Genomic DNA, 15,952 nt, shown 5'->3' on the forward strand with positions numbered 1-15,952 from the left:
TATGAGTAAAATAATAAGAGTAAAATTTAAAAAGGAAGGCGATATGATATATATATCACATCTTGACCTTCAGAGATTATTGCAAAGAGCATTTAGGAGAGCTGAAATAAACTTATCACATTCTCAAGGGTTTAATCCTCATCCTAAAATGAGTTATGGTAATGCTTTGGCTTTAGGAACAGAAAGTCAGGGAGAGTATGTAGATATTGAGATAGAAGAAGATGATTTATCAGTAGAGGAGTTCTTAAGTAAAGTATCAGTTCAACTTCCAGATGGAATAGCATTTATCAAAGCAAAAGAAATTGATAGACAAACACCTTCTCTTTCTTCTGTGATAGATTATGGAGAATATCTGTTTAATATAGAGTTAAAAAGACCTCTAACTAAAGAGTTTGTAAAAAGAAAAGTAATTGATTTTATGAATAATAAAGAAATAATTATAACAAAAAAGAATAAAAAAGGGAAGATGGTAGAAGTTGATATAAGACCTATGATAAGAACTTTTGATGTTTTAAATTTAGAAGATGAATATATTACTCTTACCGCTACTATAGCTACAGGTTCAAAGACTAATTTAAATACTAATATACTTATTCCAAAAATATTAGAGATGTTTGAATTGAATGTTGACCCATTAGATGTTGATATATTGAGAAGAGATTTATATGTATTAGAAGATGGTGAATTAGTGACTCCTATGTAGGCTCGAGAGGTGAAGTTGTGAAAAAGATAGTTATCGAGTCCTTAGTAGGGTCTCAGAAAACAGCAGTACTTGAAGATGAAAGGTTAGTAGAACTTTTTGTTGAGGATAATTTAAATAAAAAGACTGTATCCAATATATACCGTGGAATTGTAAAAAAAGTTATACCAGGAATAGAAGCTTGTTTTGTAGATATTGGCTTTAAAAAACTTGCTTATTTACAATTGAAAAAAGGAAGTACTATAAAATCTGGTCAAGATATTCTAGTGCAAGTAAATAAAGAAGAAATAGGAACTAAAGGTGCAAAATTAAACACTGAAATTAGTATTTCTGGAAGGTATATTGTCTATATACCTTCCAATGATAGAACTACAATATCGAATAAAATTACTGATGAAAAAGAAAGATTTAGATTAAAAAAAATTACTAAGGCAGTAAATAAAGAAAATTTAGGCTTAATAATAAGGACTGAGGCTCAAGGTTGCACTCATGATGAAATAAAAAAAGATATAGAAGAGTTGAAATTAAAGTATGAAAACATTTTAAAAGAATATAAACTTGGTATTGGACCAAAATTATTATATAAATCCTTAGATTTTGCAACTAAATATGTAAAAGATAATGTGAATGATGATATTGAATCTATAATTACTAATAGTTATGATAGATATTGCGAACTCAAATCTATTTTGAAGGGAATAGACAATACTTATGTTGATAAACTATGTCTTGAAGAAAATAGAGATGTATTTGATTTATATAGGATAGAATCTCAAATAGATAAGTTACTAAATAAAAAGGTATGGTTAAAGAGTGGAGGTTATCTAATAATTGAAAAGACAGAAGCTCTTACAGTCATAGATGTAAATACAGGTAAGTTTGTTGGAACTGGCAAACTTGATGAGACTGTTTATAAAACTAATATTGAAGCTGCAAAAGAAATTGTAAGGCAACTTAGAATTAGAGACATAGCTGGAATAATAATAATTGATTTTATTGACATGCATAAAAAGAAGCATCAAAATGAAGTTTTACACCTCTTAGAGGAAGAATTTAATAAAGATAAAAGAAAAGCTGAAGTGTTAGGTATGACGAAGCTTGGTTTAGTAGAAGTTGCAAGGCGTAGAGAAAAAGAGTCTATTGATAAATATTATCTAATGTCTTGTCCATGTTGTGATGGTGCACAAACGATAAAATCTATACATCATATGGTAGATGGTATTGAAAAAGAAATTATGAGAATAAGCGAGCATACAGTCTATAAAAATGTAATAATAGAGTTTAATGATTTTATTTTTGAACAAATAAAAGAATATTATATGGATATAATTGATAAAATTGGTGAAAAATATAATATAAAGATTTCTTTAAACTCAAATGCTACATTAAAACACAATAAAACTAATGTTATTTTCGATAAAATAGTTGACAATAAAATGTAAATATTTTATAATTAATAATTGTAATGCCGCACAGTAAAGGTCTAAATCTTCAAATGAAGTACCTTGTACTGGCGAGTTTGAGGCCGAGGAGGTGTATTTAATGTACGCTATAGTAAAGACTGGTGGGAAGCAATATAAAGTTTCTGAAGGTGATGTATTATTCGTTGAAAAATTAGAAGCTAACGCAGGTGATGTTGTTACTTTAAACGAAGTATTAGCTTGCTCTAAAGATGGAGAATTAAAATTAGGTTCTCCAGTAGTAGAAGGAGCATCTGTTCAAGCTAAAGTTGTTGAACAAGGTAAGGCTAAGAAAGTTATAGTTTTCAAGTATAAAGCAAAAAAAGATTACAGAAGAAAACAAGGACATCGTCAATCATACACTAAGATAGTTGTAGAAAAAATAAACGCTTAGTTGTTGGTTAAGTTATGATAAAAGTAAAATATTATTATAATGATGATTTCTTGATACAAGGTTTTTGTTTAAAGGGACATGCTGATTTTGCTGAAATAGGCTATGATATAGTGTGTGCTGCAGTTACATCTAATGCTATTGCAGTTATAAATTCTTTAGACAAATTACAAAAGATTGAATTTGAAAAAGTAGTAGGAGAAGAAGGTCATATAGAATGTATAGTTAAAGATATACATATAAAAGATGCACAATTATTACTAAATCACTTTCAATTAGCGGTTGAAGAAATTAAACGGGAATACCCAAAAAATATAAAAATTTTAAAAAAGTAGGGGGTGACTCCATATGTTAAACATGAATTTACAATTATTAGCATCTAAAAAAGGGGTAGGTTCTTCTAAAAATGGTAGAGATTCTATATCTAAAAGATTAGGTGTTAAGAGATTCGATGGGCAATTAGTAACTGCTGGAAGTATAATAGTTAGACAAAGAGGAACTAAAATACATCCAGGAACTAATGTTGGAAAAGGTAGCGATGATACTTTATTTGCATTAGTTGATGGTACTGTTAAATTCGAAAGAAAAGACAAGAAGAGAAAAAAAGTTAGTATATATCCAGTAGCAATAGCTGAGTAATATACATAAAAGGAGTGTTGAGGCACTCCTTTTTCTTATAGTACTGATGAATTTATAATAGTGTTTTTGGTAATGCTAATTAAAAGTTTTTAATTAAGTAGGTGAAGAATTTGTTTATAGATAAGGCAAGAATATTTGTTAAGGCTGGAAATGGTGGAAATGGTTCGGTAGCATTTAGAAGAGAAAAATATGTTCCAGCTGGTGGACCAGATGGCGGAGATGGTGGTCGTGGAGCAAGCATCATATTTGAAGTTGATTTGGGTCTTAGAACTCTAATGGACTTTAAGTACCAAAAAAAATATCAAGCTCAAAATGGTGGCGACGGAAGCAAAGGTAAAAGAGCTGGTAAAAATGGAGAGAACCTAGTATTAAAAGTACCAGCAGGTACAGTAATAAGAGATGAGGCTACAGGTCTTGTATTGGCAGATTTAAAGAAAGAAGGAGATATAGCTGTAGTTGCAAAAGGTGGTATAGGTGGTAAAGGTAACCAACACTTTGCAAATGCAGTAAGACAAGCTCCAGCTTTTGCAAAATCTGGTACAGATGGAGAAGAAAGATGGGTAACTCTTGAACTTAAAATGATAGCAGATGTAGGTCTTTTAGGATTTCCTAATGTAGGTAAATCAACATTTCTATCAGTGGTAACTAAGGCTAAACCCAAAATTGCAAACTATCATTTTACAACACTAACACCAAATCTAGGTGTCGTTCAAACTAAGTTTGGAGATAGTTTTGTACTTGCAGACATACCTGGAATTATAGAGGGTGCTTCTGAAGGTATAGGATTAGGGCATGAATTCCTAAGACATGTAGAGAGAACAAAGGTATTGATACATATTGTAGATATATCTGGACTAGAGGGTAGAGACCCTATTGAAGATTTTGACAAGATAAATGACGAACTTAGATTGTACAATGAAAAGCTTTCAAAGAGACCACAAGTTGTTGTTGCAAATAAGTTTGATATACTAGAAGATGAAAGTAAGTTTGATACATTTAAGAATGAGTTAGAAGGCAGAGGATATACAGTATTTAAAATATCTGCAGCAACTCGTCAAGGAATAGATGATGTAATAGCCTATGTCTCTAAACTTTTAAAAGAAGTAGAAGATGTGGAACTAGTTTCAGAAGAAGAAATGTACAGACCAGAACTTGATATTGGTACTGAAGAAGAATTGAGTATAGATATTGAAGATGGTGTGTATGTAGTTACAGGTAAAGCACTTAGAAGAATAATGTATTCTGTAAATTTTGATGATATGGAATCTCTTCAATATTTCCAAAAAGCTATGGAAAGTCAAGGTGTGTTTGATAGACTTAGAGAAATGGGAATAGAGGATGGAGATGTAGTTAGAATTTACGAATTGGAATTTGAATTTTACAATTAATTTTAGTATAGGATTATAGAGGTGAGGATATGTTAAAAGGAAAACAAAGAGCGTATTTAAGATCTTTGGCAAATACTTTAAAACCTACTACACAAATTGGTAAAGAAGGTGTCACAGAAAGTTTCTTAGAGCAATTAGATGATATGTTAAGAGTTAGAGAATTAGTAAAAGTTACTATACTAGAAAATGCAGGTCTTGATGCTAAAGAAACTGCTAATGCAGTATGTGAAGCTTTAAGAGCTGAATTTGTGCAAGCTATTGGTTTTAAATTTACTATTTATAAGAGAAATGTTGAGGAACCTAAGATACTTTTCCCAGGACATGAACAGGCAAAAGCCAAGGTTAAAAATAATAATGTTACAAAAAAAGGTAAACCAACTAAAAGAGCAGCTAGATAATAGTATATATTCTTTTAGTAAAATAAGTTAAAAAAATAGTGACAATTGGCAAAAATTGTATTATACTATTAAACATAAATTTAAATTAGCAATCTTATCAAGAGAGGCAGAGGGACTGGCCCTATGAAGCCCGGCAACCAGTATATTTTATTATACATTGGTGCTAAATCCTGCAGCAGTTATGCTGAAAGATGAGTATAAACCCGTCATATGGCTTGAGTTTATACTCAAGCTTTTTTAATTAGTATATTTATACATATAAATAATTTAATATAATCAAAATGATGGGGGTATGTAACAGTGAAGATAGCAATATTAGGGTATGGAACAGTAGGAAGTGGATTAATTGATTTAATAGAAAATAATACTTCAAAAAGAGATATAGAAATAGTTGGAATTTTAGTTAAAAATAAAGAGAAACATAAGTCTAAAAAGTATTTTGATAAGATAACAACAGATATAGAAGATATATTTGATAAGGATATTGATATACTAGTTGAAGTAATTGGAGGATTGAATCCAGCTTTTGATTATGTAACAAGAGCATTAAATAAAAAAATACATGTAGTAACAGCCAATAAAGACTTGCTTGCAGAGAGAGGTAGCGACCTTATAGAATTAGCCAATTTAAATGATGTTAGCATTAAATTTGAAGCATCTGTAGCAGGTGGTATTCCAGTTTTAAAGCCATTGATAGAATCATTAGAAGGTAATAATATAAAGAGTATAAATGCTATTTTGAATGGAACTTGTAATTTTATATTATCAAAGATGTATGATGAAAATCTACCGTATGATGTAGCTTTAAAACAAGCACAAGAATTGGGATTTGCAGAAGTTAACCCAGATGCAGATGTTTTAGGATATGATAGTGCTAGAAAACTATCTATATTATCTACTTTATCTTATGGAAAAATAGTATATTGGAAAGATTTATTATTAGAAGGAATAACTTCAATAGATGAAAAAGATATAGAATACGCAAAAAAATTAAATTGTAAGATAAAATTAGTTGCTAGAAGTAAGTATGAATCAGGAGAAGTAAGTGGGTTTGTTAGACCAGCATTGGTTGATAATGATAATATGCTTTCAAAAATAGATAATGAGTTTAATGTAGTGATTCTAGTAGGTGATTCAGTAGGTGAACTTTCTTTTGTGGGTAAAGGAGCTGGAAGAGGTGCAACAGGTAGTGCTGTCTATGCTGATATTATAGATATAATAGATAATAGAAATGCAAATATAAAATCTTTCTCAAAAGGAAAGTTGGATTTAAGTGGACTTATAGAAGATGAATGTAGTGCTGTAGTTAGATTTGATGGATATGATAAAGATGGAATTTTAAAATGTTTAGATAAATATGTGGATAGCTATGACATTATAGATGATGAAGAACTAGCGATTTTTGTAAATGCAAATTCAGAGCATAAAATTGATAGACTTTTGGAAGATGTAAAAAGAAATAATTATAGTAAATCAGCTAAGAAATTATTGAAGATAGATTAATATATTTATATAGGAATTATAAAATTTAAGGTGAAGTAAAACAAAATAAATATTTTGTTTTACTTCACCTTTTTAATATCTGGTGAATTAATAAGATAATAGAAAAATAAATACGTTATAATTAGCCAATAAAGAAGTTTTCACTAGCTTCATTAATAGCTTGTTGAGTTACCCTTATATATCGCTGTGTAGTGGCCACAGAGCTATGATTTAAGAGCTCTTTGACTAACTCTAAGTTATTATTACTCTTTTCAAATTGAGTAGTAGCATATAGCTTTCTAAAGCTATGTGTACTTATATTATACAAATTCAAGTATTTACAAATTATCCTCAACTGTTTTTGAATAGCTTTTGTCTTTATATTTACTAAATAGTCATTTGATTTAAGATTATACTTTCTAGCATGTTCGTTTATAGATTCAATTATATTTTTATTAACTGGTCTATATTGTAATTTGCCTGTCTTTTTTTCATTTATTTCTAACATGTTACCTTTAAAATTGCCTATTTTTAATCTTAAAATATCTGATATTCTTAGACCTAAATTAGCTTCTAACATTAGTGCCAATGCAACTTTAGGATTTTTTCTAAATCTTTTTTCAACGCCATTTTCACTATAAATAAAGCCAGTATGTAATAGTTCCATTATCTTTTTATATTCGTCTATTTCTATAGGTCTTGTTGCCATTTTCAACCACTCCTCTTATTTGATTTGGTAAGTTTAGGTCGGTATTTATTATATAATATAAATGAAACATTATATAATGGAAAAATTTACCAATAAACTTATGCAACTGTGATATATGTGATTAAGGAGAATTTTTTGAAAAATATTTACTAATAAAATTACAAAATTGTGATGAAATAACTGTGTTGTTAAACTAATTAAAAAGGTTATTAAAATTATGACAAATATAATAAAAAAATGGAAGTATTTAGTCAATTTTTGTGATTTTTATTTTTTTCGTAAATATTTCTTAATGGAGAAAGTATTTTTATATCTGATTAATTTTCCACTTGTAGATAAACTTTTCATATGCTTTTTAGCAATAAATAAAGCTGATATTAGGTAAACTATTACTACAATTTGAAGAATTGTGTCATAATAGCTAAGATAATAAAACCAGATTAAGTTATTATATATAACATTATATGTATCAGCAAAACTAGAAACCAATACAGTAGAGTTTGCAATAGGATAAAGTATAAATATAAATAGAGCAGCTAAGATTCCATGAGCAAACTTACTTAGTATGTATAATTTTAAATCTATGTCTGTTTTTGATAAAAATGTACAGCATTGAGCAAGTATGGATAATCCACTAAATCCTATTAAAAAACTAGCTAAAGATGCTCTTAGTATTTCTGGAGCACTTGTTATACTGGACACCTTATTGCAACCTATAGTGATTTCAAATAAACCACTTACAAATGCTTGACAGAGTTCTTTGTTTACACCTAAAAATGAAAGAGGTAAATACAAAATTGACGCTATTAAAGATATTACATTAAAAAGTGATAGTATTTTAAATACTACTGAAAAAACAATTACAAATCCACCAACTGTGAGTAAGGTATTTACTCCATTAAATACAGCATTTCCAAATAGAACAAAAAAGCCATTTCCACTTGCATTTCGAAGATTGATTATATTTTTTATGTTTGTTTTTAAATCTAATTTTGTCTTTGGAAGAATTTCATTACCATAATTTCTAAAAAAAAGACCAACCAATATAGTCCCTAGATAATGGCATAGAATCATTAAATAGCCTAAATTTGAATTTTGAAACATGCCCGTACCAACCGAACCTATTATGAATAAAGGTCCTGATGTAGAACAAAAAGAGACGAGTCTTTGTGCTTCATGTTTAGAAATTTGTCTATTATTTCTAAATTCAGAAGCCAAACTTACCCCTACTGGATAACCAGATACTGCTGATATTGCAAAAGCCAAAGCACTTTTGCCTGAGACATTAAATACAAGTCTAGTTATAGGATTAATAATAAATCCTATAATATCCACTATTTTTAAATCGACAATTAGGTTTGCTCCAATTATGAATGGTAGTAGTGATGGAACTAGAACATTAGACCATATAGAGAAACCCTCTCTTGCAGATTTTATAGCTTCATTTGGGTATAGGATAATGCCTAAAACTAGAACTCCAACTATAATAGCTGGAGCAAAAAAAGCAATAATTTTATTTTTTTTCATAATATCACCTATAAATTTGAGTTATAAGATATTATATTAAAAGTAATAAAAATATATGAATGTAATGGCTTAAGATATATAATAGATATATATTACAAGAACGATTATAATATTGGAGGAAAAAATGTTTAATAGTATAGCTAGTAAGAAAGTTTATGAACAAGTAATTGAACAAATACAATATAAAATACTAAATGGAGAATTAAGAAAGGGAGATAAATTACTGTCAGAAAGAGAATTATCTGAGCAAATGAATGTAAGTAGAACGTCTATTAGAGAGGCTATTAGAGTCTTAGAAACTATGGGAGTGATAGAAAGTAGACAAGGTGAAGGAAACTTTATATGTACAAATATAGAAAAAACTTTAATAGAACCATTATCTATGATTTTTAAACTTAATAATGGAACACTTGAAGATATATTGGAGCTTAGAATAATTTTAGAGATTGAAATTGCAAAACTTGCTTCAAAGAGAATAACTTCTTCTGAATCTATAGAACTTAAAAATATAATAGATGAAATGAGAATGGAAACTAAGAGAAAAGATAATAACCAAGCTTTAGTTTTATTAGACCAAAAATTTCACAGTAAACTAGCCACAATAAGTAAAAATTATTTAATTCAAAGTCTTTTTATGACAGCATCAAAATTATTTGATGGATTTATAGAAGATGCAAGAGAAAAAATAATTGCAAAACCTTTTAATGAAAATATATTACTTGAGCAACATGAGGCGATATATAATGCAGTTGTAGAAAATAATTTAGAACTTGCATCTGAAAAAGCAAAAGAGCATATGAAGTTTATAAGTAAAAATTATAGAAAAAATGAAAATTAAAAGTTTGTTATAAAATAAATTATTCTTGCAAATGGAATATAATGGTATTATCATATAAGTGTAAAACTGGTATGACCACATACCAATTTTATAGTTTATATAATGGGAGATTAAAAATGGTAAAGTTAAAAGTACCGTATTCAAAGCAAGGAATGATTTTAGAAATACCTGAAAAACGTTTTATTGGTGTTTTGGAAGCAAAATCGGATAATTATATAGAAAATAAAACTCAAGAAGAAATAGTTGAAGAATCTATGAATAATCCAATCGGCTCTAATTCACTGGAAGAACTAGCTAAGGGTAAAAAGAATGTGGTTATAATTACAAGTGACCATACAAGACCTGTACCAAGTAAAATAACTATGCCAATTATATTAAGACGAATTAGGAAGGTCAATCCAGACATTGATGTGAAAATTATAGTGGCAACTGGATTTCATAGGCCAAGCACAAGGGAAGAGTTAGTTTATAAAATGGGAGAAGAAATAGTAGATAATGAGGATATAGTTATGCATATATCTACTGATGACGAATCTATGTGTAAAGTGGGAGTACTACCTTCAGGTGGGGATTTATATATAAATAAACTAGCATATGAGGCAGAACTTTTAATAGCAGAAGGATTTATAGAACCACATTTTTTTGCAGGTTTTTCAGGTGGAAGAAAAAGTGTACTTCCAGGAATAGCATCTGCAAAAACTATAATGTATAACCATTGTAGTGACTTTATAGACAGTGATAATTCAAGAACTGGAAAATTAAAGAATAATCCTATTCATGAAGATATGGTGTACGCAGCTAAAGTTGCAAGGTTAGCGTTCATATTGAATGTTGTAATAGATAAAGATAAAAAAATAATTGCATCCTTTGCTGGGGATGTCGAAAAAGCACATACTAAGGGTTGTGAATTTGTAACAGAGTTATCAAAAGTAAATTCCATAAAATCAGATATTGTTGTAACCACAAATGGTGGATATCCATTAGACCAAAATATTTATCAATCAGTTAAAGGTATGACAGCAGCAGAGGCTACCTGTAGAGAAGGTGGAGTAATAATAATGATTGCAGCATGTAATGATGGTCATGGAGGTCAATCTTTTTATGAAAATGTAGCAAGTGCAGATTCTCCAAAACAATTATTAGAAAAAATTAGAAGTGTTGGTAGATGTGATACAATCCCAGACCAATGGGAATTTCAGATATTAGCAAGAATACTATCTAAATATACTGTGATAATGGTAACAGATAAGTGCAATCCTGAAATGATAAATAGAATGCATATGAAGCACGCATTTAATTTTAAAGAAGCTTTGGAAATGGCAACTAGTATAGTTGGTAATGATAGTAAGATAGTAGTTATACCTGATGGAGTATCAGTTATAGTTAAATAAAAAAGGGGTGTACTTTATGGAAATTTTGACATGTATAAAACAAGTACCTGGTACAACTTCAGTAGAGGTTGATGAAACTACAGGGGTACTAAAAAGAGATGGAGTAGATTCAAAAATGAATCCTTATGACCTATATGCTTTAGAAACAGCACTTAGAATAAAACAAGAAAAAAGAGCTAATCTAAAAGTGCTTAGTATGGGTCCTCCTCAAGCAAAAAAAGTAATAGAAGAGAGCTTTATGATGGGAGCTGATGAAGGAGCTTTAATAAGTGATAGAAGATTTGGAGGTGCAGATGTACTGGCTACTTCCTATACTATATCACAAGGCATTAAGAAGATGGGAAAAGTAGATTTAATAATATGTGGGAAACAAACTACTGATGGTGATACAGCACAGGTTGGACCTGAAGTAGCTGAGTTTTTAGATATACCTCATGTTACTAATGTCACAAAATTAATTGATGTTAAAGAAAAAAGTATAGTTGTTGAAATAGATATGCCAAATGATTTACAAGTATGTGAGATTGAATATCCATGCTTAATAACTGTAGAAAAAGATATTTTTCAACCAAGACTACCATCATTTAAATTAAAGTTAGACACTAAAGAAAGAAAAATACCTGTATATAACTTAGATGATTTTGAAGATAAAGATGAAAACAACTATGGACTTAATGGTTCTCCTACTCAAGTTGTAAAAATATTTCCTCCAAAGCCAAACACAGATAAAAATATTGTAAGAGGAAATGCAGATGACTTAAGTTCTGCACTCATAAATAAATTAGAGGAATTAAAATTAGTTTAGGGAGGATTAATAAATGTCAAAGATAGTTGTAAATCAAGATAAAATAACTGATTTAAAAGGAGTATTAGAAATATGTCCCTTTGGTGCTATAGAAGAAAAATCAGGTATAGTAGAAATAAGTGCTGCATGTAAGATGTGTAAGTTATGTGTCAAAAGTGGACCAAAAGGTGCATTTGAATTTATAGAAAGTAGCAAAGTACAAATAAATAAGGATGAATGGAGGGGGATTGCGGTATATGTAGAACATCACAATGGAAATATACATCCTGTAACATATGAGCTTATAGGTAAAGCTCGTGAGATGGCATCAAAAATAAAACAACCTGTGTATTGTGTGTTTGTAGGAAAAGACATAAAAGATAAGTGTAATAATTTGATTTCCTATGGTGTGGATGAAGTATTTGTATATGATGAGGATGAATTTAAAGATTTCAGGATAGAACCATATGCAAAAGCGATAGAAAACTTTATAAATAAAATAAAGCCAACAATAATGCTAGTGGGTGGAACTACACTAGGAAGGTCATTAGCTCCAAGACTTGCTGCTAGATTTAGAACTGGTCTTACAGCAGACTGTACAATACTTGATATTCAATCTAATACTGATTTAGACCAAATAAGACCAGCATTTGGTGGAAATATAATGGCTCATATAAACACACCTAATAATAGACCACAATTTGCTACTGTAAGATACAAAATATTTTCAGTGCCAGAAAAAGTACAAAGTGCTACAGGAAAGATTACTTTATGTCAAATAGAAAAAAAAGAGCTAAGCTCTAAGATTAAAGTATTGAGTGTAAAAGAAAAAAATAAAGAAATTGGGCTTGAAGAAGCCGAAGTGATAGTTGTTGCAAGTAGAGCAATAAAAAAACAAGAAGATATGGAGATGATATATAAATTAGCTGATAAATTAAATGCTCAAGTAGCAGGAACAAGGCCTGTAATAGAAGCAGGATGGATAGATGCAAAAAAACAAATAGGTCTTAGTGGTAGAACTGTAAAACCTAAACTTATAATAACTTGTGGTGTATCTGGAGCTGTTCAATTTGTTGCAGGGATGCAAGGTGCTGACTATATAGTAGCCATAAATAAAGATGATAAGGCTCCTATACTTGATGTAGCACACCTAGCTTTAATAGGTGATATTTATGATATTATTCCTAAATTGATTGAAAAGATAGAAAATAAAAAAGGTGATAATCAAATATATATGGCATCAGCAGCCAAATAGGGGGATAGAAATGTACAAAATAATCGATAAAAAAGATATAGATTTTTTAATAGATACTTGCGGAGAAGAAAACGTAATAGTTGGAAGTGATATAAATGAAGATTTCTCACATGATGAACTTGGAGGAATTGAAAAATATCCTGAAGTCCTAGTAAACGTAGTTGAAACTGAACAAGTATCTAAAATAATGAAATACGCATATAAAAATAATATACCAGTTACACCAAGAGGTCAAGGAACTGGTCTTGTAGGTGCTGCTGTTGCCATAAATGGTGGAATAATGATTAATCTGTGTAAAATGAATAAAATACTTGAAGTTGATTATGAAAATTTAACATTGACAGTAGAACCAGGTGTTTTGTTGATGACAATAGGTCAATATGTTCAAGATAGAGATTTATTTTATCCACCTGACCCAGGTGAAAAAAGTGCTACAATTGCTGGTAATATAAATACCAATGCAGGTGGTATGAGAGCAGTAAAGTATGGTGTCACAAGAGATTATGTAAGAGGTCTTGAAGTTGTATTGCCAAATGGAGAGGTTATAAACATAGGTGGAAAAGTTGTTAAAAATAGTTCTGGATATAGTATAAAGGACTTATTAGTAGGTTCGGAAGGAACTTTAGGAATAGTTACTAAAGCCATATTAAAATTACTTCCACTACCAAAGAAAAGTATAAGTTTACTTATACCATTTCCAAATTTATCAATGGCAATCGAGACTGTTCCTAAAATAATAAAGTCAAAGTCAATACCAACAGCTATAGAATTTATGGAAAGAGATGTAATACTAGCAGCAGAAGAATTTTTAGGTAAGAAGTTTCCAGATAACACATCAGATGCTTATCTTCTACTTACATTTGATGGAAATAGCACTGAAGATATAGAAAAAGAATATGAAAAGGTAGCTAATTTATGTCTAGAAAACGGTGCATTAGATGTATTTATATCAGATACACAGGAAAGAAACGATTCTATATGGTCAGCTAGAGGTGCCTTTCTAGAGGCTATAAAGGCATCTACAACACAAATGGATGAATGTGATGTCGTTGTTCCAAGAGATAAGATAGCAGAGTTTATAAGATACACTCATGAGCTTCAAGATGAATTAAAAATAAGAATAAAAAGTTTTGGGCATGCAGGAGATGGAAATCTACACATATATATTTTAAAAGATGGTATGGATGATAATACATGGAAGACGAGATTAAAAGAAACTTTTGACTGTATGTATAGAAAGTCTAGAGAACTTAGTGGCCAAGTTTCTGGCGAACATGGTATAGGATATGCTAAAAAAGAGTATTTGCATGAATCAAATTCAGATGCTTATATGATGTTAATTAAAAATATAAAATTAGCTTTTGACCCTAAAAATATTTTAAATCCAGGAAAAATATATTAGACATATTAATTTAGCAATGTTTGTGAGAAAAAAAGTATAAAAATGATATTTAAATGTAATACTTTAAAATTTATTTTTAAATAAGAAGCTAAACTGTAAAAGTTTTAGGATGGCAATATTTACTTAAAATTAGAAAGTTAGATAATTTTTAAGTTGATGTTGCCATCCTAAAAGTATGTGCATATAGATTGAAGTAAGATTATTATATTTTGTACAATATATTAATAAAATAGTTTTTAGAAATATTTTTATTTTAAAAATCTATTTTATATAGATTGGACGAGTATAAAAATCCATAGGACCTTTTATTAAGTTTTCATTATTTTTGTAATATACTGAGTTATACATATTTGTAGATTTTATATCATAACTTATGAGCGTTCTAAAAATCATATCATCCAATGAAAATGATATATTTGAAAATTTGTTTATTATTTTTATTTCAGATTTATTTTTTACTTCTTTTAGAATTTCTCTACCTTTATCATTAAAAGCAAGTATTCTTATATAAGGTATTGTATCTATATTTTTTATAAGTTGCATATCACTTTTTTTAATACCTAACAATATATTATTTAAAGTACGTTTGATTTTGGTTAAAGTATATCGTTTAGATTTAATTGATAATTGTAGTTCATATAAGGCTTTAGATGTAAAAATATCTTTGTAGATTTTATTTTCTATACCTTCATTTACCTCAAAATAATCTTTTAAATTGTCTATATCTCTAAGTATAATTGTCTTTAAAGCATCAAAGAAAAAGTCATCAAATATAGGCAAAAAGCCATTATCTATTTTTTCATTTAGAGTGTTATAAGTCTTTTCTGGAATAACATTTTTTAAGTGAAAAAGTGTATTGTTTTCTTTAAGTGAAGTTCTTATAGCAGTAGCAGAACAAATATTACTATCGATTTCTTCAGAATTGTATTCTGCTTGAACTCTAGAGATAGTGAATGGTTTTATATTACTATTTAAATGGATAAGATTTTTTATATATTCTATACCAAGTATATTGTTTGATGAATTTAATGTTTTTGATAATTGTTCCTTTGAATAACTCTGCATAAAGTCATTTTTTTTGTATTGATGTATATAATCAAAAAATGCATTAGTTCTAGCTGTTGGAAATAACATACCATCATCTAAATATTTTTTTAAAAATAATTTAAATTCATCTGGTTCATTTGCTAAAATTTCTGCAATGTTGTAAAGAATTTCTGTATCTCCTTCTTCACTACCAAAACATATAGAATTTATACAGTTTAGTGAATTTAAAATTGTTATGGCACCATGAGAAAAAATTTCAGCACTTTGGCAAGCAAATAGAGTTGGTAATTCTATAACTAAGTCTACACCATTTTCGACAGCAATTTTTGCTCTAGTATATTTATCAAATAAAGCTGGTTCACCTCGTTGTAGAAAGTTTCCACTCATTATTGCTACAGTATGTGTTGCATTTGTTTTTTCTATAGATTTAGATAAGTGATATATATGTCCATTATGAAATGGATTATATTCAACTATTAGTCCAAGTACATTCATAAAATACTCCTTCTATCTTTAGTTATTTTTATATATATCTTAATTT

Annotated in this window: 16 protein-coding genes and 1 riboswitch; of the genes, 13 read left to right on the top strand and 3 right to left on the bottom strand. The window is 29.0% G+C overall.

Annotation, left to right across the window (positions count from 1 at the left end):
• The first annotated feature begins 1 nt into the window (after position 1).
• The 8 genes from ACTG48_RS06080 (at position 2) to ACTG48_RS06115 (ending at position 6,479) form a co-directional block, all read left to right on the top strand.
• Positions 2–703, top strand: a complete 702-nt coding sequence (locus ACTG48_RS06080) for a TIGR03936 family radical SAM-associated protein (protein WP_021383885.1) — start codon at positions 2–4, stop codon at positions 701–703.
• Positions 704–720: 17 nt separating this feature from the next.
• Entirely contained in the window at positions 721–2,142 is a 1,422-nt protein-coding gene (locus ACTG48_RS06085) for an Rne/Rng family ribonuclease (RefSeq protein WP_479918374.1), read from the top strand.
• A 100-nt stretch (positions 2,143–2,242) separates the two neighbouring features.
• Positions 2,243–2,554 (top strand): 50S ribosomal protein L21, encoded by a 312-nt coding sequence (gene rplU, locus ACTG48_RS06090; RefSeq protein WP_003419082.1) that lies wholly within the window; start codon positions 2,243–2,245, stop codon positions 2,552–2,554.
• Between the two features lie 14 nt (positions 2,555–2,568).
• A complete protein-coding gene (locus ACTG48_RS06095) occupies positions 2,569–2,886 on the top strand; it encodes a ribosomal-processing cysteine protease Prp (protein ID WP_021383819.1) in 318 nt (105 codons plus the stop codon).
• A gap of 13 nt (positions 2,887–2,899) precedes the next feature.
• The gene (rpmA, locus tag ACTG48_RS06100) at positions 2,900–3,190 is read left to right on the top strand and encodes a 50S ribosomal protein L27 (RefSeq protein ID WP_003419086.1); all 291 of its coding nucleotides are present in this window, start codon (positions 2,900–2,902) and stop codon (positions 3,188–3,190) included.
• Positions 3,191–3,300: 110 nt separating this feature from the next.
• Positions 3,301–4,578, top strand: coding sequence for a GTPase ObgE (gene obgE, locus ACTG48_RS06105; protein ID WP_021383873.1), 1,278 nt, complete (start codon positions 3,301–3,303; stop codon positions 4,576–4,578).
• A gap of 29 nt (positions 4,579–4,607) precedes the next feature.
• A complete protein-coding gene (locus ACTG48_RS06110; protein WP_021383816.1) occupies positions 4,608–4,976 on the top strand; it encodes a YhbY family RNA-binding protein in 369 nt (122 codons plus the stop codon).
• Between the two features lie 91 nt (positions 4,977–5,067).
• Positions 5,068–5,174: riboswitch (SAM riboswitch) on the top strand.
• A gap of 102 nt (positions 5,175–5,276) precedes the next feature.
• Entirely contained in the window at positions 5,277–6,479 is a 1,203-nt protein-coding gene (locus ACTG48_RS06115; protein WP_021383828.1) for a homoserine dehydrogenase, read from the top strand.
• A 121-nt stretch (positions 6,480–6,600) separates the two neighbouring features.
• On the opposite strand, the gene ACTG48_RS06120 is transcribed toward ACTG48_RS06115, so the two are convergent.
• Positions 6,601–7,167 (bottom strand): tyrosine-type recombinase/integrase, encoded by a 567-nt coding sequence (locus ACTG48_RS06120; RefSeq protein ID WP_021383821.1) that lies wholly within the window; start codon positions 7,165–7,167, stop codon positions 6,601–6,603.
• A gap of 267 nt (positions 7,168–7,434) precedes the next feature.
• On the bottom strand, positions 7,435–8,694 hold the full coding sequence (locus tag ACTG48_RS06125; protein WP_021383863.1) for a nucleoside recognition family protein: 1,260 nt from the start codon (positions 8,692–8,694) through the stop codon (positions 7,435–7,437).
• 124 nt (positions 8,695–8,818) lie between these two features.
• Between ACTG48_RS06125 and ACTG48_RS06130 the strand changes: the two genes are divergently transcribed.
• The 5 genes from ACTG48_RS06130 (at position 8,819) to ACTG48_RS06150 (ending at position 14,364) form a co-directional block, all read left to right on the top strand.
• On the top strand, positions 8,819–9,532 hold the full coding sequence (locus ACTG48_RS06130; RefSeq protein WP_021383918.1) for a FadR/GntR family transcriptional regulator: 714 nt from the start codon (positions 8,819–8,821) through the stop codon (positions 9,530–9,532).
• Positions 9,533–9,648: 116 nt separating this feature from the next.
• On the top strand, positions 9,649–10,923 hold the full coding sequence (gene larA / locus ACTG48_RS06135; protein WP_021383837.1) for a nickel-dependent lactate racemase: 1,275 nt from the start codon (positions 9,649–9,651) through the stop codon (positions 10,921–10,923).
• Between the two features lie 16 nt (positions 10,924–10,939).
• The gene (locus ACTG48_RS06140; RefSeq protein ID WP_021383855.1) at positions 10,940–11,728 is read left to right on the top strand and encodes an electron transfer flavoprotein subunit beta/FixA family protein; all 789 of its coding nucleotides are present in this window, start codon (positions 10,940–10,942) and stop codon (positions 11,726–11,728) included.
• A 13-nt stretch (positions 11,729–11,741) separates the two neighbouring features.
• A complete protein-coding gene (locus ACTG48_RS06145; protein ID WP_021383915.1) occupies positions 11,742–12,962 on the top strand; it encodes an electron transfer flavoprotein subunit alpha in 1,221 nt (406 codons plus the stop codon).
• A 10-nt stretch (positions 12,963–12,972) separates the two neighbouring features.
• Positions 12,973–14,364, top strand: coding sequence for an FAD-binding oxidoreductase (locus ACTG48_RS06150; protein WP_479918375.1), 1,392 nt, complete (start codon positions 12,973–12,975; stop codon positions 14,362–14,364).
• Positions 14,365–14,625: 261 nt separating this feature from the next.
• On the opposite strand, the gene ACTG48_RS06155 is transcribed toward ACTG48_RS06150, so the two are convergent.
• A complete protein-coding gene (locus tag ACTG48_RS06155; RefSeq protein WP_479918376.1) occupies positions 14,626–15,906 on the bottom strand; it encodes a nucleotidyltransferase in 1,281 nt (426 codons plus the stop codon).
• Between the last annotated feature and the right edge of the window lie 46 nt (positions 15,907–15,952).

It is taken from the genome of Clostridioides sp. LIBA-6822 (assembly GCF_056688955.1).

Coding starts and splice junctions, on each gene's coding strand:
- rplU (WP_003419082.1), top strand. CDS start 2,243: ATGTACGCTATAGTAAAGACTGGTGGGAAGCAATATAAAGTTTCTGAA.
- ACTG48_RS06145 (WP_021383915.1), top strand. CDS start 11,742: ATGTCAAAGATAGTTGTAAATCAAGATAAAATAACTGATTTAAAAGGA.
- ACTG48_RS06110 (WP_021383816.1), top strand. CDS start 4,608: ATGTTAAAAGGAAAACAAAGAGCGTATTTAAGATCTTTGGCAAATACT.
- larA (WP_021383837.1), top strand. CDS start 9,649: ATGGTAAAGTTAAAAGTACCGTATTCAAAGCAAGGAATGATTTTAGAA.
- rpmA (WP_003419086.1), top strand. CDS start 2,900: ATGTTAAACATGAATTTACAATTATTAGCATCTAAAAAAGGGGTAGGT.
- ACTG48_RS06125 (WP_021383863.1), bottom strand. CDS start 8,694: ATGAAAAAAAATAAAATTATTGCTTTTTTTGCTCCAGCTATTATAGTT.
- ACTG48_RS06120 (WP_021383821.1), bottom strand. CDS start 7,167: ATGGCAACAAGACCTATAGAAATAGACGAATATAAAAAGATAATGGAA.
- ACTG48_RS06080 (WP_021383885.1), top strand. CDS start 2: ATGAGTAAAATAATAAGAGTAAAATTTAAAAAGGAAGGCGATATGATA.
- ACTG48_RS06140 (WP_021383855.1), top strand. CDS start 10,940: ATGGAAATTTTGACATGTATAAAACAAGTACCTGGTACAACTTCAGTA.
- ACTG48_RS06155 (WP_479918376.1), bottom strand. CDS start 15,906: ATGAATGTACTTGGACTAATAGTTGAATATAATCCATTTCATAATGGA.
- ACTG48_RS06095 (WP_021383819.1), top strand. CDS start 2,569: ATGATAAAAGTAAAATATTATTATAATGATGATTTCTTGATACAAGGT.
- ACTG48_RS06130 (WP_021383918.1), top strand. CDS start 8,819: ATGTTTAATAGTATAGCTAGTAAGAAAGTTTATGAACAAGTAATTGAA.
- ACTG48_RS06150 (WP_479918375.1), top strand. CDS start 12,973: ATGTACAAAATAATCGATAAAAAAGATATAGATTTTTTAATAGATACT.